This is a genomic window from Mameliella sp. AT18, from assembly GCF_028807275.1.
GTDB lineage: Bacteria > Pseudomonadota > Alphaproteobacteria > Rhodobacterales > Rhodobacteraceae > Antarctobacter > Antarctobacter albus.
Genome location: NZ_JARAMO010000047.1, coordinates 1 through 18554 on the forward strand (window position 1 = coordinate 1; position 18554 = coordinate 18554).

The following is an 18554-nucleotide window of genomic DNA, read 5'->3' on the forward strand; positions in this document are numbered from 1 at the left end:
CCCCGAGGTATTTTGCAAACCAAAGAAACAGGGGTGCGCGCCATGAACTGGCCCGAGGGCTATGGACGGCGGGTGCTGGCCGAAGTGGACAGCACCAATGCCGAGGCGGCGCGGATTGCCGCCGGGCTAAGCGGACCGGAATGGATTCTTGGCCTGCGCCAGACCGCCGCGCGCGGCAGGCGGGGGCGGCCCTGGGTCAATCCGGCGGGCAATTTCGCGGCGACGCTGGTCATCCGCCCCAAGGATAGCCCCGACAAGCTGGCCCTGCGGTCCTTCGTGGCGGCACTCGCGCTTTATGACGCCCTGGCCTCGGTCACGGGGACGGAAACCGGGCTGGCGCTGAAATGGCCCAACGACGTGCTGCTGAACGGCGGCAAACTGGCCGGCATCCTGCTGGAGGGGATTGGCGGTCCGGGGGGGCACCTGGCCATCGGGATCGGCGTCAACCTCCTGGCCGCGCCAGGGCGGGATGCGGTGGAACCCGGCGCCGTGCCGCCGGTGTCGCTTTTGGGGGAAACCGGGGTGCGGGTTCTGCCGGAGGCCTTCCTCGCAGCGCTGGCCGCTGCATATGCCACCCATGAGGCCCGGCTGACCAGCTACGGGTTCGAGCCGATCCGGACGCTCTGGCTGGCCCGGGCGGCGCGGCTCGGAGAGGTGATCACCGCGCGCACGGCCCGCGACAGCGTCACCGGCGTCTTCGAGACAGTGGACGGCACCGGGCAACTTGTCCTAAAGACGCCCAAAGGCCGCGTCAGCGTGGCTGCGGCAGAGATATTTTTCGAATAGGCGGGCCTCATGCTCTTGGCCATCGACTGTGGCAACACCAATACCGTTTTCTCGATCTGGGACGGGCAGGATTTTGTCGCCACCTGGCGGACCGCGACCGAACACCAGCGGACGGCGGACCAGTATTACGTCTGGCTGTCGACCCTGATGGAATTCCAGGGGATCGAGGCGGATATCACCGATGTCATCGTGTCGACCACCGTTCCGCGCGTCGTGTTCAACCTGCGGGTGCTGGCAGACCGCTATTTCAACACGCGGCCCATTGTCGTCGGCAAACCCGATTGTGCCTTGCCGGTGGCGGTGCGCGTCGATGAGGGGACGCAAGTCGGCCCCGACCGGCTGGTCAACACCGTGGCGGGCTACGACCTATTCGGGGGCGATCTGATCGTGGTGGATTTCGGTACGGCCACGACCTTTGACGTGGTCGACGTGGACGGGGCCTATGTCGGCGGTGTCATCGCGCCGGGGGTGAACCTCAGCCTGGAGGCGCTGCACCTTGCCGCCGCCGCCCTGCCGCATGTGGACATCACCAAGCCGCAGCGCGTGGTGGGCACCAACACGGTGGCCTGCATGCAATCCGGCGTTTTCTGGGGCTATGTCGGGCTGGTGCGCGAGATCTGTTCGCGGATCAAGGCAGAGCGGGAACGCCCGATGAAGGTGATCGCGACGGGCGGCCTGGCGCCGCTGTTCCAACAGGCCGATCCGCTGTTCGACGCATTCGAGGAATTCCTGACCATGCATGGCCTGGTCCGCATCTACAATCACAACAAGAAAAACGAGGCCAACGCATGAGCGACTCCAGACTGATCTACCTGCCACTGGGCGGTGCCGGCGAAATCGGCATGAACTGCTATGTCTATGGCTACGGCAAACCCGGTGAAGAGCGGCTGATCGTCGTGGACATGGGTGTGACCTTTCCGGACATGGACACGACGCCCGGCGTCGACCTGATCCTGCCGGACATCACCTGGCTGAAAGAGAACAGGAACCGGATCGAGGCGCTGTTCATCACCCATGCGCACGAGGATCACGTGGGCGCCGTAGGCCATACCTTCGACGCGTTGGGGGTGCCGATCTATGCCCGCGCCTTCACCGCCAATATCGCGCGCGGCAAGCTGGCGGAATACGGTGTCGAGGGCAAGGCGGTGCGGACCGCCTCGGCCTGGCCGGAAACCGTCAAGGTGGGGCCGTTCACGGTGGGGTTCCTGCCGATCTCGCACTCGATCCCCGAAAGCAGCGCGCTGGTGATCGACACGCCCGCGGGCCGGGTGATCCATACCGGCGACTTCAAGCTGGACGTGACACCGCTGGTGGGCGAGGCATGGGATCCCGCGCTCTGGGAAGAGGTGTCAAAGGACGGGGTCAAGGCGCTGGTCTGCGATTCGACCAACGTGTTTTCACAACACGCGGGCCGGTCAGAGGCGACGGTGGGCCCGGCGGTCGAAAAGCTGGTGAGCGAGGCGCGCAACATGGTCGTGGCGACGACCTTTGCCTCCAACGTGGCACGGGTCAAGACACTGGCCGAGGCGGGCGACCGCGCTGGCCGCTCGATCTGCCTTTTAGGCCGGGCGATGCGGCGGATGATCGAGGCGGCGGTGGAAACCGGCGTCCTGACCGGTTTTCCCAAGGTGATCGGACCCGAGGATGCGGCGCAACTCCCGCGTGAGAATGTCATGCTGCTGGTCACCGGTAGCCAGGGCGAACGCCGTGCCGCCAGCGCGCAACTGGCGCGGGGCAAGTACAACGGGATCGAGCTGAAGGAGGGCGACCTCTTCCTATTTTCGTCGAAAACGATTCCGGGCAACGAACGCGACGTGATCCGCATCATGAACCAGCTTTCGGAAAAGGGCGTGGACGTGGTGGATGACGCGATGGGCGATTATCACGTCTCCGGCCATGCCAACCGGCCCGACCTGGAAACCGTGCAGAACCTGGTCAAGCCGCAGATGGTTGTTCCCATGCATGGCGAACACCGCCACCTGCGCGAACACGTCAAGCTGGCGGGCCAGAACGGGCGCGCGGGCGTGCTGGCGGTCAACGGCATGATGATCGAGCTGAGCGGAAACGAGCCGCGCGTCGTGGAATACATCGAGACCGGGCGCACCTACCTGGACGGCAGCGTGCAAATCGGCGCCCTGGACGGCATCGTGCGCGATCGTATCCGCATGGCTCTGAATGGCCACGTGGTCGTGACCGTGATTCTGGACGAGGACGACGAACCCCTGGGCGAACCCTGGTGCGACCTGATGGGCCTGCCCGAACAGGGTCGCAGCCACGCGCCGCTGGTCGATATCCTCGAAGAGGACCTGGCCCAGTTCATGGGCCGCGCCGGTGGCAAGACGCTGACCGACGACGACAAGCTGGAAGAGGGCCTGCGCCGCGTCGCGCGTCAGACTTCGATGAACGAGATCGGCAAGAAACCCGAGGTCACGGTGGTGGTCAGCCGGCTCAGCTGAGCCGGACAGGCGGGTTGCACGCAAGGGGCGGCTTGGGCAGGTTGCTGACGTAACCTGTTCAGGAGCGCTTTATGCCATTTCGACCCGCCTTGATTGCACTCTCGTTATTTGCCGCCGCCAGTGCCACCGCGGAACCCGCACCGGGCACGGTTCTGGTCTATGACACGATGACCGCCGTGATGGGCGACACGCCGGATCGGGACGAGATGCGGCTGACGCTGTTGCGCGCGCCCGAAGGGCTGAACGCCTTTTCCGAATGTCGCGGGCCGACGTTCTGCATGGTCTCTCTGCGTCGGGGCCTGTTTCAATATGTCCGTGCCGCCTATCCCGAAGCGGGCAGTTTCGATCCCACCCTGACCTATGGGACCGATACGTTTGACGACATGGAGATGCTGCAAAAGATCACCGTTTCCGAGCAGACAGGCGGTTCGATCTTTCCGCTGGCCGACGGCAAGCGCGTCACCTGGACCGAAACCTGGGCCTCGGACGATTTCAACGCGGTCTATCACATGTCAGTGGAGCAGAGCTGTTGCGTGCCCGCAGACAACCCGCTGGCACACTCAGACGAGGTCTGGACGCTGAAATACACGTTCGAGGAGGTGCAGTCGGACCGGGTGGCCGGTGGCGATTTCACCTTCGTCTACGATCCCGAGCTTGGATGGTGGACCGGATCCAAAAGCGTGAACCGCAGCGCGCCAAGCAAGGACGATCCCCTGCGCACGATTCTGATCTAACACCGTCTGAAAGCCATCGAAGCGCCCGAGTGAGGCGCAGTCCGGGCCTCGGCTTATGCCGTGGCCCGGTTTTCAGGGATCAGCTGGCGCGGCGCTCTTCAAAGCTCAGCGCGATGAATTCGGGCATGTGGTCGCCCATGCCGACCACGGTCTTGTCGCGGCCACCCCCGCTGCGGCGGTCCGACGACCGCCCGCTGTCCTTGGACCGCGACGGGCGGCTGTCGCCCTTGTCGCTGTCAGAACGGCGGCTGCGGCTGCTCTTGCGGGTGTCATCCTTGGGGGTGTCTTCCCTGGCTTCGACAGGGGCCGGGGCAGGTGCTTCGGCCACGGGGTTGTCGAGACGCGGGATCTCTTTCTGCAGCAGCTTTTCGACGGCCTCGAAATATTTCTCGTCGCGCGGTGTGCAGATTGTAAAGGCTTTGCCCGAGCGTCCGGCGCGGCCGGTGCGGCCGATGCGGTGAACATAGTCCTCGGCATGGCTGGGCACGTCGAAGTTGAACACATGGCTGACGGCGGGAATGTCCAGCCCGCGCGCGGCCACGTCAGAGGCGATCAACAGGCGCACGTCGCCGTTGCGGAACCCATCGAGCGTTTTCGTGCGTTGAGACTGGTCCAGGTCACCGTGGATCGGCGAGGCGTTGTAGCCGTATTTCTTGAGAGATTTCGCCACCACGTCCACGTCGACCTTGCGGTTGCAGAAGATGATGGCGTTTGTGCAGGCTTCGCCCTCGGCGTCGATCAGCGCGCGCAGAACCTTGCGTTTCTCGCTGCCTTCGCGGTCCTTGCGGGAGGGTTTGAAAACGACGGCGCCCTGTTCGATGGTCTCCGACGCGGTGGCCTGGCGGGCAACCTCGATCCGCGCGGGGGCAGAGAGGAAGGTATTGGTGATGCGCTCGATCTCGGGCGCCATCGTGGCCGAGAAGAACAGCGTCTGGCGGGTAAAGGGCGTCAGCGAGAAGATGCGCTCGATGTCGGGGATGAACCCCATGTCGAGCATCCGGTCGGCCTCGTCAACCACCATGATCTCGATGCCGGTCAGCAACAGCTTGCCGCGTTCGAAATGGTCCAGCAGGCGGCCCGGGGTCGCGATCAGCACGTCGACACCCTTGTCGATCAGCTGGTCCTGTTCCTTGAAGGAAACGCCACCGATCAGCAAGGCCTTGGTAAGCTTGACGTATTTCGAATAGGTGTCGAAGTTCTCCGCCACCTGCGCGGCCAGCTCCCGCGTCGGGCAAAGCACCAGCGAACGGGGCATCCGGGCGCGGGCGCGGCCCCGGGCCAGCTTGCAGATCATCGGCAGGGTGAAACTTGCGGTCTTGCCGGTGCCGGTCTGGGCGATGCCGAGGACATCCTTGCCGTCGAGCGCGTGTGGAATCGCGCCTTCCTGGATCGGCGTGGGTGTCTCGTAGCCGGCCTCTTCGACGGCTTTCAGGACTTTCGGGCTGAGGTTCAGATCAGAGAATTTGGTCATTTATGTCCGATTGGTTTGCGGACACTTTGCCTGGCCCGCGCGTCTGATGGGGAGCGGACCCGTGTGGCCCGGTGGCAGTGCATTCATCCCCTTGGTGGCGCATCCCATAGTGAAAACACATAGAAACGTCAATCAAAGCTTGCACCGACGTGGCGGAGGGTGGCGCATTCCGGTTCCAATTCGGGGTCAATCGGGGCCTTCACCCCGGATTGACCCTCGGAAAATGCCGCATGCGCAGTTGGTCAAGCTCCATCGCCCGGCGTCGCAGCAGCCCTTCGGCCTGCAACCGGTCGCACAGCCTGCGGTCCGCCACGCAGACCTCGTCGAAGAAGGCCCGCAGCGCCGTTTCGCCGCCCGCGTCCTCGATGCTTTGGAACAGGTCGTGCAGGTTGACCGCGCCAGCCTTACGGACCTGTGGTTTCAATTCTGCGCGGTAGGACCCGCGCGACAGGCGGAACCGGTAGGAGGCCAGGAAATGCTCCCAGCTGTCGGCGTGGAAATGGCCCAGTTCGATCCCGGGCAGGGTGACCTGCCCAGGGTTCTGTTCCCCGTTCAGGATCACGTTGTGAATCCTGACCTGCAGCCCCTTGGTGCCGGCCCGAAAGAAGAGCTTGCCCGCGACATGGCTGAGGAAACCACCCGACAGCTGCGGTCCCCAGGTTGGAAAACAGTCCCGCGCAGCCCGCTGGCGGGCGGCCTGGTCCAGGTGGAAGGCCTTGAAGGCGGTCTCTCCGGGGATCGTGCCGCTGCCCGGTGCCAGCGCCTCCACGGGTCGGATGCGGGCGCAGAGCGCATCTGCGGGCAGGGCGGACAGTTGTTCATCCACCGGCGTGGCGGGCAACAGGAACTCGTCCACGTCGATATGGGCCAGCCAGTCGACCTCTGGCTTGCGGTTGTTGGCGTGGCGCGCGTTGGCGGCCTGTCGCGCCTGGTGTTTCTCTGGCCGGCCGTTGCGTTTCGCCCACCAGGCATCATCGGTCTGGATCACGCGGATCTTGGGATGCGCCTTGAGGGCTGCAAAGGTCCGTGGCGCCTCCTCGTCAAGGTAGAGATACAGCCGATGCGCCCCTTGTTCGAGATGCCAGGCGGCGAAATCCAGGATCGCCCGGAGAGGCGCCTTGACCGTCGTGACGGTGCCCCATCGGGTCATGGCAGGGTCCCGAAGACGCGCCGGACGCTGCCGTCGAAATCGAAGTCATGCGCCAGCAGCATCCCGTGCCGCGACAGGCGGTCGCGCAGCTCCGGCGTATCGGCACAGATCTCGTCAAAGAACGCGCGCAGGCCTGCCTCTCCCTCTTGCGCCTGCAGGTAGGACAGCAGTTCGCCCTGACCCATTTCCGGGCGCGCGTCATTGGCCCGGTAAGACCCTTTCTCGCGGCGAAAATCGAGGTGGCTGCGGAAATGGGCCCAGTCCGGGGCGTGGAAATGCGCCAGGTAGATCCCGTCCGGTTTGATCCGGTTGGTGGCGTCCTCACCGTTGTACTTGAGCGTGTGGATGCCCAGCCGCGTGTCGGGAATGCCGGTGCGGGCAAAGATCTTGCCGCCGGTATGGCTGAGGAACCCCCCAAACAGGTGCAGGCCGAAGGTGGGATAGATTTCCTGCAACCGGGATTTCTTGATGCCCGCCTGCTTGTGCGTCAGCTTGAAATGCCGGGGCGGTCCGTTCTCTCGGGCCAGTGCCTCGGCAGGCGGAATGCGGGCGATGGCCCGGTCCGGAGGGACATTGGCCAGGATTTCGGACAGCGGGCGGTTGGTGACCAGGAACTCGTCGTGGTCGATGTGCCCCAGCCAGTCCAGCGCCCCGGCGCTGTCGCGCAGGGTGCGGGTGGCATTGAAGGCCTGCCGCAACTGGTGCTGGGCCATGCGGTCCCGGCCAGAGGCCTGCCAATAGGCGGCGTCGCATTGCGTGACATGGATGCGGGGATGGCGCCCCAGGAAGGCGGCGGCATCCGCATCGGGGGCATCGAGGTAGAGGTGCAGCGCATGCGCGCCCATGTCGATGTGATGGGCGGCAAAGCGCGCGATCTGCGGCAGCGGCGCCTTGATCGTGCTGACCAGGCCCCAGCGCAGCGTCTCCGCGGTCTTGCGGGGACGCGCAGGCACCGGCGCGTCGTTGTTCCGGGGCGCGGCCTGCCGGTTCCGCCTCTCCTTGCGAGCGGCCATGACCGCGAGGCGGCGAAAGACGCCTGCGGGATCGTGGATCAGCAGGTCCAGCAGGTGATGGGCGAGAGGGCGGATCACCGCGTCGCCCTCGGCCTCTTGCCAGAGGCGGGCGATCAGGTTCACGTCCAGCCCGCCGCCCACCAGCGCATAGCTGTCCATCTGCAGGGGCAGCTTGGCCTTGATGCGATCCGTGACCGGAAAGGGCTTGTCGGGCGGTTTGCCGCTGTAAAGCCGTTCGCTCTCGTAGAGCTTCATCATCCCGAACAGCGCCGTCAGCGCCAGTCCGGTGCTGCGCTGGACCGGCGTCGCCCCGTGATCGCCGAAGGTGGTCACGGCAGAGACCAGCCAGCGCGCGTCGAGCTGCCCCAGCAGGTGATCGCCCTGTTCCGCCCACATGCGTTGGAACAGGCGCGGGGCCTGGTCGGGACAGGCGCGTTTGCGCAGATGCGAGATGGTCAGCCCGTGCAACACGGTCAGTTCGCTTTGTCCCTGCAGTTCCTCGCGCAGCTGAAAGATCTTGCGTTGCAGGTTATTGGCAAAGGGCGGGGCAAAGGGGCCCTGCGCCGGATCTGCCACGGGGGAGGCGGCCAGCGCGGCCAGGTCGACGTCTGCAGCCGGCAAGCCGCCATCGCCGGGCAGCGGCGCGCGGCGGGCTTCGTACTGGTCCAGAACGGCCTTGATGCCGCCCTTGTAGGTGGGTGTCCTGCTCATGCCGCTACAGTGGCTTTGGCCGCGTGCCTCGGCAAGTGGGCGACCTGCGAAATCTGCGGGCGGGCGTCGGCGATTGCATCTTTGTTCCGGCAGGCGAAGCGTGTAGAGGAGCGCGCATGGCACAGACATCCTTCGAGTTGACCGCCCGCGACGGGCGCGCGCGGCGTGGCGTGATCCGCACCCCGCGCGGTGAGATCCGCACCCCCGCCTTCATGCCCGTGGGCACGGCAGCCACCGTGAAGGGCATGATGCCCGAAAGCGTGGCAGCCACCGGCGCGGACATCCTGCTGGGCAATACCTATCACCTGATGCTGCGCCCCGGGGCCGAACGGGTGGCGCGGCTTGGCGGATTGCACAAGTTCATGAACTGGGAAAAGCCGATCCTGACGGATTCCGGCGGGTTCCAGGTCATGAGCCTTGCGGAGCTGCGCAAGCTGACCGAGGAAGGCGTGAGTTTCCGCAGCCATATCGACGGCTCAAAGCACATGCTGACGGCCGAACGCTCGATGGAGATCCAGAAATTGCTGGGTTCGGACATCGTCATGGCCTTTGACGAATGCCCGGCCCTGCCGGCGGATCGTGACCGGATCACCCAGTCCATGCGCCTGTCGATGCGATGGGCGGCGCGCTCGCGCGAGGCCTTTGGCGACAGGCCGGGGCATATGCTGTTCGGCATCCAGCAGGGGGGGCTGGAAGAGGACCTGCGCGGCGAAAGCGCCGAGGCCCTGAAGGCCATCGGCTTCGACGGTTACGCCGTGGGTGGCTTGGCCGTGGGCGAGGGGCAGGAGGCCATGTTCGGCTGTCTCGATTTTGCGCCGGACATGCTGCCCGAGGACAAGCCGCGTTACCTGATGGGCGTGGGCAAGCCCGATGACATCGTCGGCGCCGTCAAGCGCGGCATCGACATGATGGACTGCGTGCTGCCGTCCCGCTCTGGCCGGACGGGGCAGGCCTGGACGCGGCGCGGACAGGTCAACATCAAGAACGCGCGGCATGCGGATGATCCGCGACCGCTGGACGAGAATTGCACATGTCCGGCCTGCCGGGGCTATTCCCGCGCCTACCTGCACCATGTCTTCCGCGCGGGTGAGATGATCTCGGGGATGCTGCTGACCTGGCACAACCTGCATTATTATCAGGAATTGATGCAGGGGATGCGAAGTGCCATCGAGGCGGGCGATTTTGCGGGGTTCGAGGCGGATTTCCATGCAAAGCGTGCCGAAGGCGACATTGAGCCGCTTTGAGGGGCGGGTGTCGGGACAATGCCGACAAAGGATGGTGCCGTTCAGCGCGGCGGCAACATAGCGGGGAGGTCGGCGCGCAGGCGTGCAAGCCCACCGGGGCGCCATCCCAATGCGGGCAGGCGATCGCAGATCAACGGATTGACCCTGCGGTCGCTGACTGGCGGTACCGGGTGCGGGCAGTTGGTGAGCTGCTGAACCTCGCCGAGCAGGTCGTGGCGGTCAAGCAGCATGTCCGAGAGGTGGAAGGCGCCGATGTCCGTCGTGTGGAGCAAGAGCCGCGTGGCCCCGGCGAGATCGGCTCCGTGCAATTCCGTGCCCCGGCGCGGGGGGATCGGGCGGCCTGCAAGGTAGTCCGCGAACAGGCTTTCCCACTTGTGATGCGGGCCGGGGCCATAGATGCCGGTGGCGCGCAAGCTCTGCCCGATGAGCGGCAGGGCGGCGAGATGCGCCTCGGCCTCGGCCTTGACCTGTCCATAAAGGGAGGTGGCCTGCGGCGCGGTGTCTTCGGTCAGTGGCGTATCGTCCGGATATCCGTCGAAGACCGCGCGAGAGGAGAGGAACTGGATGCGGGTGACACCGGCCTCGACAGCGGCATCAAAGAGCCGCCGCGTGCCATCGAGATTTGCCCGCAGGAATCCCTGGGGGTCATCACCCTCTCCCCCGCGATAGCGGCCCGGCAGATGCGAAAAGGCGGCGTGGACAAGTGTTCTGATACCACCCAGGTCGGGCGCCGGGCCGCAGAGATCCCAGGGGCGGAACGCATGGCCGGGCAGGGCGTGTCGCCCCAGCACCGTGATCGGGCCGGGCAGGCCCGCCAGCAGAAAACGGCCCACGAGGCCGGAGGCGCCGGTCAGCGCGATCATGTCGGGCTTGGAAGGGCGGCGAGGTCGGGTGTTTCTCCCGCCGCATAGGCGTGCCAGAGGTCGATCAGCGGGCGCAAACGGTCGGCCTTGGCGTGGTCCTGCCAAGGTTTTTCATACTGGAAGTGCAGGACCTTGATCGCGTCCCAGTTCCAGAGCGCGGGCATGTTGAACCAGACATATTGCAGCGTGTTGAAGGTGACCGGCAGCCCGTGCCAGTCGGGAAAGAAATCCTGCAGAAAGGTCTGGTCGGTGCGGCGCCAGAAGGCGCCGGGAGTATCGAGCCGGGTCATCATTGCCTCGAAGGTCGCCCGGGAGGGGCGCGCGGTGAAGACACCGGAATTCATCCGGTGAAAATCACCGAGGCTTTCGTAGACGTTCGGCGCGGCGCAGAATTCCGGATAGTCAAAGAGGCTGTCGATGTTGCGCAGGACCAGCGTGTCGGCATCCAGAAAGACCACCCGGTCATGGCTCAGCTGCCACAGGCGCAGTTTGCAGAAATTGTCGAGCGGGGTGTGAAAGGCAGGTTTCTCGCCCTTGGTGAAGGGAGCGGCACCGTGCAGGGCCGCGCGCGCATGGGCGGCGTTGAAGGCATCCGACGTGGGCAGCAAGTCGGTTTGCACCAGCCGCGCGCCAAGGGCGGTGAGCGGCGCCAGTGCCTCGGTCGGCACGCCCCCGGTGTGCAGGACGACACGCTCCGCCGTTGTCCCGGTGGCATTAAGAGAGTTCAGCAAGGCCTTGGCGCCCAACGCGAAATCCGCGTTGGTCACCAGTGTCACATAGGCACGTTTCACGACACCGACCGCAGTGCCTTGCCTTCGGGGTCATGGTCGACCTTGGCCGCGATGTCCTTGGTCCAGGCCGAAACCGCGGCAACGCGCGACCGGTCGATGCGGTGCGCGTATTTCTTCGCCACGTCCACGACCTCGGACAAAAGACCCTCGGCCAGCGTCGTCGGGTTCAGACCCAGGGCCAGGAACTGGTCGTTCTTGACGATCAGGTCGTTCTCGGGGGCTTCCTTGCGCGGGTTGGGCACGTACTTGACCTCGGCCCCGGTCAGCCCCGCCACCTTCTCGGCCAGGTCGCGGACGCGGTGCGTCTCGGTCATCTGGTTGAAGATCTTGACGCGGTCGCCCCGATCCGGTGCGTCCTTCAGAGCCAGCTCGATGCAACGCACCGAATCCTGGATGTGGATAAAGGCGCGGGTCTGACCGCCGGTGCCGTGCACCGTCAGCGGATAGCCGATGGCGGCCTGGATCAGGAAACGGTTGAGCACCGTGCCATAGTCGCCGTCATAGTCGAAACGGTTGATAAGCTGTTCGTGACGCCGGGTCTGGTCGGTATGGGTGCCCCAGACGATACCCTGGTGCAGGTCGGTGATGCGCAAACCGTCGTTCTGGGCGTAGAACTGGAACAGGATCTGATCCAGGCTTTTGGTCATGTGATAGACCGAGCCGGGCCGCGTTGGGTAGAGGATTTCCTGCTCTTTCGGACCTGCGGGCGTGTCGATGGTCACGTCCAGGTAACCTTCGGGGATCGGCGCGCCGACCGAGGAATAGCCGTAGACGCCCATCGTGCCGAGGTGCACCAGATGCGCGTCAATGCCCGATTCCACCATCGCGGCCAGCAGGTTATGCGTCGCGTTGGTGTTGTTGTTGACGGTATAGACCTTGTGGCGGTCGGTTTTCATCGAATAGGGCGCGGCGCGCTGTTCGGCGAAATGGATCACCGCCTCGGGGCGGATTTCGACCAGCCACTGTTTCAGGCGTTCATATTCCTTGGCGAGGTCGAGCAGGTGGAAATGAATGGTTTCTCCGGTGACTTCTTTCCAGATGCGGCAGCGTTCCTGGATCGAATCCATCGGGGTCAGCGATTGAACGCCCAGTTCCGTGTCGATCCAGCGCCGGGACAGGTTGTCGAGGATATGCACCTCGTGTCCCTGGGCCGAAAGATGCAGGCAGGTGGGCCAACCGACGAAACCGTCGCCGCCAAGGATCGCGATACGCATCTGGTGTCTCCTTATGGAAGTCTTCGCGCGCTCGAAGCCGCATTAACGGTTGCCCCTAGGGTGCACAACCGGGGAAGTAAAATGAAGCTTTCTTGACAATTGCTGTCCTGAAAACACCCCTTTCTCTTTGAAAACGTTTTGTTTTCAATGGTGGAAGGTGGAATTGATACAGGGGTGATATCGGCGGATCGCCGCCGCCCGCTATATTGGGCGGCGGCGTGTCGTTATTGCCGGAACCGGATCGCGATCTGCTTGGGATAGTGGCGGGTCGCCGTATCCGCCGGGTCCGCATTGGCTGTTTCGGGCAGGTGGCGCAGCTTGGCGCGGGCCAGCCGGGGGCCAAGCTGTGCACTGCAGTCGATGTCCAACGGCGCCTGCGCACCGGCATGGACCGGGATTGACAGCATCATCGGGGTCGTGATCGTGACCGTCCGCCCTCCGCGCGCGATCTCGCACCGCGCGGTGTTCAGTTCCGCCAAAGAGGACGAGGCGCCGACCAGAAAGGCACTGACCGTCACGGTTTCACGTTGAAGAACGGGTTTGCCGGGCTCGGGTGGCAACGCCACTGGCGTTGCCGGCGGATCGTAGTCCGCGGCACAGGCCGATAGGGCAAGCGCCGTAGCCACAAGCGGCAGGCGCAGGGAGATCAATCCTCGACCCCCAGCACCAAGTGGATATTGACGGGATAGTTGAACTCATCCTTCAGCGGGTCCCGGGCGGCCTTTGCGATGCCCTTGGCGGCGGCGGTCAGTGCAACACCCAGGATCCCGCCCGAGGTTGTCGAGGACTGGTTCATCCGCAACAGCGTCATGTTGATCGGCTTGACGGTCTTGTCAGTCCGGTCCTTGTCGGTTCGGCAGGTGACGGCAATCGGATCCGCCGCGCCCTGGTAGGCGGGCATCTTGACGATCGCGGGGGTGACGAAAGCGGCCTTGAACCCGGTCCCGGTCAGGCTGCAGCGGACACCGACAAGCTCCTGGTTGTCCTTGCGGCCCTTTTCGGTGCTGCGGAAGCTGCGAAAGGTAGTTTCGGAATAGCCCCGAACCGCGGCCTGGGCGCGGCTCTCGGTAAAGCTGACGGATTGCGGCGGGGTCTTCACTTCGGCGTATTCGACACAGGCCGCCAGCAAAAGCGGCAGCGCCAGGGGAAGAAAACGGATGTTCATGGTCATTCGGCTCTTTGAAATTGCAGTGGGGCGCTCATAGGGGTGACGCCAATTGGCGTCGAGGCTTGGCGGCGCAGTTTTCGTCCGCATGACGGCCTGTGTGGTCTTCCGGGCACGGGCAAAGTTTCCTGCATTGGGAATGGCCCGCGTTTTTCGGGGAATTCACCGCAGATGGCAGCCGTGGCGCTGGATCGGGACACGATGGGCGCTTGCACACCGGGGGGCGTAGGGTCATGCTGCCCATCCAGGGTCAGGGGCGTGTGCTTGAATTCCGGTGCAGCGACCCCATCTTTGACCCTCATGACCGGAGGCGACCTCAAGCTGCCGCGAAGCGGGGCAGGGACGTCTTGCCAAGAACAGGACACGAGCATGAAACAACCTCTCAATCCTTCCTACCCGGTGCTGCCGCTGCGCGACATTGTCGTGTTCCCGCACATGATCGTGCCGCTCTTCGTGGGGCGCGAGAAGTCGGTGCGCGCACTGGAAGAGGTGATGAACGACGACAAGCAGATCCTGCTTGCCAGCCAGATCGACCCGTCCGATGACGATCCGGATACCAGCGGAATCTACAAGGCCGGCGTGCTGGCCAACGTGCTGCAACTGCTGAAACTGCCCGATGGCACCGTCAAGGTGCTGGTCGAAGGCCAGAGCCGCGTGCGCATCGACGAATACATCGAAAACGAGAACTTCTTCGAGGCCAAGGCCGAACACCTGACCGAGATGCCGGGCGACACCGCCTCGATCGAGGCGCTGGTGCACACGGTCGCCGAAGAGTTCGAGCGTTACGCCAAGATCAAGAAGAACATCCCCGAAGAGGCCCTGTCCGCCGTGGGCGAGGCCAATGATGCCGCGCAACTGGCCGATCTGGTTGCCGGGCACCTGGGGGTCGAGGTCGAGCAGAAGCAGGAACTGCTCGAGACGCTTTCGATCAGCGAGCGGCTGGAAAAGGTCTATGGCCTGATGCAGGGCGAATTGTCGGTCCTGCAGGTCGAGAAAAAGATCAAGACCCGCGTCAAGTCGCAGATGGAGAAGACCCAGCGCGAGTACTACCTGAATGAGCAGATGAAGGCCATTCAGAAGGAACTTGGCGATGGCGAGGACGGCGAAGGCGAAATCGCCGAGCTGGAAGAGAAGATCGCCGGCACCAAGCTGTCGAAGGAAGCCAAGGAAAAGGCCGACGCCGAGCTAAAGAAGCTCAAGAACATGTCGCCCATGTCCGCCGAGGCGACCGTGGTGCGCAACTACCTCGACTGGATGCTAAGCATTCCGTGGGGCACCAAAAGCCGCGTTAAGAAGGACCTGAACAAGGCCCAGGAGATCCTCGATCACGACCACTACAGCCTCGAGAAGGTCAAGGAACGGATCGTCGAGTATCTCGCCGTGCAGGCGCGCTCGAAAAAGCTCAAGGGTCCGATCCTCTGCCTCGTCGGCCCTCCGGGTGTCGGCAAGACCTCGCTGGGGAAATCGGTTGCCAAGGCCACGGGACGCGAATTCATCCGCATCTCGCTGGGCGGCGTGCGTGACGAATCCGAGATCCGCGGTCACCGTCGGACCTACATCGGCTCGATGCCGGGCAAGATCATCCAGGCGCTGAAAAAGGCCAAGACCACGAACCCGCTCATCCTGCTCGACGAGATCGACAAGATGGGGCAGGACTTCCGTGGCGACCCGGCCAGCGCGATGCTGGAGGTTCTGGATCCCGAACAGAACGGGACGTTCGTGGACCACTATCTTGAGGTGGAATACGACCTGTCGAACGTCATGTTCGTGACCACGGCCAACAGCTACAACATGCCTGGGCCGCTCCTCGACCGGATGGAGATCATCCCGCTCTCGGGTTACACCGAGGACGAGAAGATCGAGATCGCCCGGCGGCACCTGCTGGACAAGCAGGTCAAGAACCACGGGCTGAAGGCCAAGGAGTTCTCGATCACCGACGGCGCGCTGACCGACATGGTGCGGTATTACACCCGCGAGGCCGGTGTGCGGAACCTCGAGCGCGAGATCGCCAAATGCGCGCGGAAGGCCGTGACCAAGATCGTCAAGAAAGAGGCCGAGGTGGTCGAAGTGACCTCTGACAACCTCGACGATTTCCTGGGCGTGCGGAAATTCCGCTATGGTCTGGCCGAGGATGAAAACCAGATCGGTGTCGTCACCGGGCTGGCCTATACCTCGGTTGGTGGGGATCTCTTGCACATCGAGGCGCTGAAGCTGCCGGGCAAGGGCCGGATGAAGACCACCGGCAAACTGGGCGACGTGATGAAGGAGTCGATCGACGCGGCCTCTTCCTACGTGCGTTCCATCGCGCCGGAGATCGGGGTGAAGCCGCCGAAGTTCGACAAGATGGACATCCACGTCCACGTGCCCGATGGCGCCACACCCAAGGACGGGCCCTCGGCCGGTCTGGCGATGGTGACCTCCATCGTGTCGGTCCTGACCGGCATCCCGATCCGCAAGGACATCGCCATGACGGGGGAAGTCAGTTTGCGCGGCAACGCCATGCCCATCGGCGGTCTTAAGGAAAAGCTGCTGGCAGCCCTGCGCGGCGGGATCAAGACCGTTCTCATCCCCGAAGAGAACGAGAAGGATCTGGCCGAACTGCCGGACAACGTGAAGGACGGGCTGGAAATCATCCCGGTCAAGCACGTCTCCGAGGTGCTGGACATTGCACTGGTCGGCAAGCCCGAGCCGGTGGAATGGGACGAGGAGGCCGAGGAAGCGGCCGCCGCGGCATCGGCCAAGAAGGCCGAGGATTCGGTGGCAGGCGCAACCGCGCACTGATCATCGGTCGCGAGGTCTGAAAACGGGTACGCGCGGTGGGTCACCACCGCGCGTTTTCTCTTGTGATCAGGGCTATGCCCGACAGTCAGTGATAGTAGTGGTAGTGGTGACCGCCACTGCCAGAACTGACCGCCGCCGCGACGACAATCAACAGCATCAGCGGAATCAGCAATGCCGCGCCGGACGAGGCTGTTGTCAGCTCGGCGCTCTGCGAAGAGACGATCATGTCGTTGCGCAGTTGCTCCGGGCTCATCTTGGGTGCGGGTTTGCCATCAGCAAAGGCGGCATTGGCCACCGACAGGCACAAGGCGGTGGTGAGTACGAGTTTCTTCATCTTATCCCCCGTGATTGGTGCAGTAGACAGTCAACCGTTTACGCAACCAATGCGCCCGAAGACGCTGTGGATAGTTTGCGCCTCCTTGACGCTGGGGCAAGAGGGGAAAGCGTGCCAGCCGCCTGGTCGCGACCAAGATGCAACATCCCACCTGTCGCCAAATGGAAAAGGACCTCGCAGCCTGGCTGCGAGGCCCTTGTCCCCGGTTGGTCCCGTGATGGGTTCGGTTTCGTCCCCGCGTCCCCGGGCCAGGACCCCGCGATATGCTCAGGGGGTCTGATCGACCGGACATGGCGCCCGGGCCGAAAGTGCCTTACTGGCTGGCGGCCACGCCGAAGACGACGATGGTCATCAGTGCAAGCAGCATGCCGGCGCTGCTGCTGGTCTGTTGCGTCTCTTCGACGACAACCGGCGGCGCGACATAGGGGGTTTCATAGCTTCCGGCGATCGACGTGGTGGTCGTTGCAGCGATCAGAAGACTTGCGGCAGCAATCGTCTTTTTCATGTGAGTCTCCAAACCCAAGTGGCAGATAGAAAAACCCTGCCTTGGAGATTCGTTGCAAGTCAAGCAACCCACAGGCACCCTGTTGTTTTCGCGCATCGACTGTGCTGATGCTGCCGCTCTGGGCACGCGGTCCGGGGTGGCTGCAAGTGGGGCATTTTTTGCGGGCCAAGCCTCTTGCGCAGGGCTGCGCTTGCCGGTAATAGGTCCGCCACCGGGTGATTAGCTCAGTGGTAGAGCGCTTCGTTCACATCGAAGATGTCGGGAGTTCAAATCTCTCATCACCCACCAGGTTTTCCGGAAAGCGCGCCCCGAAAGGCGCGCTTTCTTCGTTTCAGACCCTGTCCGTTCACCGGTATCGTTGCCGGTCGGACAGGGCGTGCAGGCTGTCGGACAGGCGCATCGCGGAGAGTTCCTCCTGTACTTGTTGGCACAATGCGCCGCAGCGTGGGGCAGGGGCCATGAGGCGGGCCAGAAAAGCTCTCATGACCGGCCCCCTTGCTCGACGTCCTCGGGCCGCAGACCGACATCCCGCAAAAGATGGGGATCAGCGCGCAGCCGCGCTTGCCTGCGGCGGTTTGTGCCACGGTGGAACAGACGGGCCAACCGGTCGCGCCAGCGGGCGGGGCGCCGGCGCGAGCGGCGTCTTTCGTCGATGTCTCTGAGGGCTTGGGCGGACATTCAGGTTCTCCTTGCAGATTCGGTTTGTTTCCCTAAGCTGCTTCCTCAAGTAAACTTGAGGTCAAGAAGAATGTCCGGAGCACGTGGCCCGCGTCGCATGCGCAGCAATGATCTGACGGTCGGGGAAATGGCGCGCCGCGCGGGGGTGGCGGTGTCGACCCTGCACTACTACGAGGCCGAGGGGCTGATCCAAAGCTGGCGGACAGAGGCCAACCACCGCCGCTATGACCGGCGAGAGCTGCGCCGGGTGGCGGTGATCCGGATTGCCCAGACCCTTGGCATTCCGCTTGCCCAGGTGCGCGAGGTGCTGGCCCAGGTGCCCTCGGGCGGGGCGGTACGCAAGGCCGACTGGCAGGGCGTGTCCGAGATCTGGCGCGAAGAGATCGACCGCCGGATGGAGCTGCTGGCGCGGTTGCGGGGGCAACTGGATCACTGCATGGGATGCGGCTGTCTGTCGTTGGAAAATTGCCCGCTCTACAACCCGCAGGATCGCCTGGGGGACAACGGTGCAGGCCCACGCCGCTGGCTGGGAGAAGAGGAAGAACGCGAAGCGCCACCGGACCCACTTGCGCCCTGAGCATTCCTTCGCTAAATCGCCTTCTGCCGGGTGATTAGCTCAGTTGGTAGAGCGCTTCGTTTACACCGAAGATGTCGGGAG

General features: G+C 64.1%; 18 protein-coding genes and 1 tRNA gene. 8 read left to right on the top strand and 11 right to left on the bottom strand.

The window, feature by feature from the left end; all coding sequences use genetic code 11:
* Positions 1-42 precede the first annotated feature (42 nt).
* The 4 genes from PVW46_RS06125 to PVW46_RS06140 all read left to right on the top strand — a co-directional run bounded on the left by PVW46_RS06125 (position 43) and on the right by PVW46_RS06140 (position 3976).
* Positions 43-786 carry a biotin--[acetyl-CoA-carboxylase] ligase gene (locus PVW46_RS06125; RefSeq protein WP_069211598.1) on the top strand — a complete coding sequence of 248 codons (744 nt, stop codon included), beginning with the start codon at positions 43-45 and terminating at the stop codon, positions 784-786.
* Positions 787-795: 9 nt separating this feature from the next.
* Positions 796-1578, top strand: coding sequence for a type III pantothenate kinase (locus tag PVW46_RS06130; protein ID WP_069211599.1), 783 nt, complete (start codon positions 796-798; stop codon positions 1576-1578).
* The gene (locus PVW46_RS06135; RefSeq protein ID WP_069211600.1) at positions 1575-3242 is read left to right on the top strand and encodes a ribonuclease J; all 1668 of its coding nucleotides are present in this window, start codon (positions 1575-1577) and stop codon (positions 3240-3242) included. Before PVW46_RS06130 ends, PVW46_RS06135 begins: the two co-directional genes overlap by 4 nt.
* A 71-nt stretch (positions 3243-3313) precedes the next feature.
* On the top strand, positions 3314-3976 hold the full coding sequence (locus PVW46_RS06140; RefSeq protein WP_069211601.1) for a hypothetical protein: 663 nt from the start codon (positions 3314-3316) through the stop codon (positions 3974-3976).
* Positions 3977-4055: 79 nt separating this feature from the next.
* On the opposite strand, the gene PVW46_RS06145 is transcribed toward PVW46_RS06140, so the two are convergent.
* The 3 genes from PVW46_RS06145 to PVW46_RS06155 form a co-directional block, all read right to left on the bottom strand.
* Positions 4056-5447, bottom strand: a complete 1392-nt coding sequence (locus tag PVW46_RS06145) for a DEAD/DEAH box helicase (protein WP_043143649.1) — start codon at positions 5445-5447, stop codon at positions 4056-4058.
* Positions 5448-5646: 199 nt separating this feature from the next.
* The gene (locus tag PVW46_RS06150; protein ID WP_069211602.1) at positions 5647-6597 is read right to left on the bottom strand and encodes a glycosyltransferase family 2 protein; all 951 of its coding nucleotides are present in this window, start codon (positions 6595-6597) and stop codon (positions 5647-5649) included.
* Entirely contained in the window at positions 6594-8321 is a 1728-nt protein-coding gene (locus tag PVW46_RS06155; RefSeq protein WP_069211603.1) for a glycosyltransferase family protein, read from the bottom strand. The genes PVW46_RS06150 and PVW46_RS06155 overlap by 4 nt, the downstream gene beginning before the upstream one ends.
* Before the next feature lie 116 nt (positions 8322-8437).
* Here PVW46_RS06155 and tgt point away from each other — a divergent pair, with 116 nt between their 5' ends.
* On the top strand, positions 8438-9565 hold the full coding sequence (gene tgt / locus PVW46_RS06160; RefSeq protein ID WP_069211604.1) for a tRNA guanosine(34) transglycosylase Tgt: 1128 nt from the start codon (positions 8438-8440) through the stop codon (positions 9563-9565).
* Between the two features lie 41 nt (positions 9566-9606).
* On the opposite strand, the gene PVW46_RS06165 is transcribed toward tgt, so the two are convergent.
* The 5 genes from PVW46_RS06165 to PVW46_RS06185 all read right to left on the bottom strand — a co-directional run bounded on the left by PVW46_RS06165 (position 9607) and on the right by PVW46_RS06185 (position 13604).
* Positions 9607-10428 carry an NAD-dependent epimerase/dehydratase family protein gene (locus PVW46_RS06165; RefSeq protein ID WP_069211605.1) on the bottom strand — a complete coding sequence of 274 codons (822 nt, stop codon included), beginning with the start codon at positions 10426-10428 and terminating at the stop codon, positions 9607-9609.
* Positions 10425-11219: a glycosyltransferase gene (locus PVW46_RS06170; RefSeq protein ID WP_069211606.1), complete on the bottom strand. Its 795-nt coding sequence runs from the start codon at positions 11217-11219 to the stop codon at positions 10425-10427. The genes PVW46_RS06165 and PVW46_RS06170 overlap by 4 nt, the downstream gene beginning before the upstream one ends.
* Positions 11216-12433 (bottom strand): NAD-dependent epimerase/dehydratase family protein, encoded by a 1218-nt coding sequence (locus PVW46_RS06175; protein WP_069211607.1) that lies wholly within the window; start codon positions 12431-12433, stop codon positions 11216-11218. Before PVW46_RS06175 ends, PVW46_RS06170 begins: the two co-directional genes overlap by 4 nt.
* Before the next feature lie 224 nt (positions 12434-12657).
* On the bottom strand, positions 12658-13083 hold the full coding sequence (locus tag PVW46_RS06180) for a hypothetical protein (RefSeq protein WP_069211608.1): 426 nt from the start codon (positions 13081-13083) through the stop codon (positions 12658-12660).
* Complete coding sequence (locus PVW46_RS06185; protein ID WP_069211609.1) at positions 13080-13604, bottom strand: hypothetical protein; 525 nt, start codon at positions 13602-13604, stop codon at positions 13080-13082. Before PVW46_RS06185 ends, PVW46_RS06180 begins: the two co-directional genes overlap by 4 nt.
* Before the next feature lie 363 nt (positions 13605-13967).
* On the opposite strand from PVW46_RS06185, the gene lon reads away from it, so the two are divergent.
* Entirely contained in the window at positions 13968-16379 is a 2412-nt protein-coding gene (gene lon, locus PVW46_RS06190) for an endopeptidase La (protein WP_069211610.1), read from the top strand.
* An 85-nt stretch (positions 16380-16464) separates the two neighbouring features.
* On the opposite strand, the gene PVW46_RS06195 is transcribed toward lon, so the two are convergent.
* Complete coding sequence (locus PVW46_RS06195) at positions 16465-16713, bottom strand: hypothetical protein (protein WP_043143669.1); 249 nt, start codon at positions 16711-16713, stop codon at positions 16465-16467.
* Between the two features lie 313 nt (positions 16714-17026).
* A complete protein-coding gene (locus PVW46_RS06200; RefSeq protein WP_043143672.1) occupies positions 17027-17218 on the bottom strand; it encodes a hypothetical protein in 192 nt (63 codons plus the stop codon).
* A 213-nt stretch (positions 17219-17431) separates the two neighbouring features.
* On the opposite strand from PVW46_RS06200, the gene PVW46_RS06205 reads away from it, so the two are divergent.
* Positions 17432-17506, top strand: a tRNA-Val gene (locus PVW46_RS06205).
* 58 nt (positions 17507-17564) lie between these two features.
* Here PVW46_RS06205 and PVW46_RS06210 read toward each other — a convergent pair.
* Positions 17565-17702: a hypothetical protein gene (locus PVW46_RS06210; RefSeq protein WP_274575238.1), complete on the bottom strand. Its 138-nt coding sequence runs from the start codon at positions 17700-17702 to the stop codon at positions 17565-17567.
* 291 nt (positions 17703-17993) lie between these two features.
* Between PVW46_RS06210 and soxR the strand changes: the two genes are divergently transcribed.
* A complete protein-coding gene (gene soxR, locus PVW46_RS06215) occupies positions 17994-18473 on the top strand; it encodes a redox-sensitive transcriptional activator SoxR (protein WP_043145262.1) in 480 nt (159 codons plus the stop codon).
* Positions 18474-18554 lie beyond the last annotated feature (81 nt).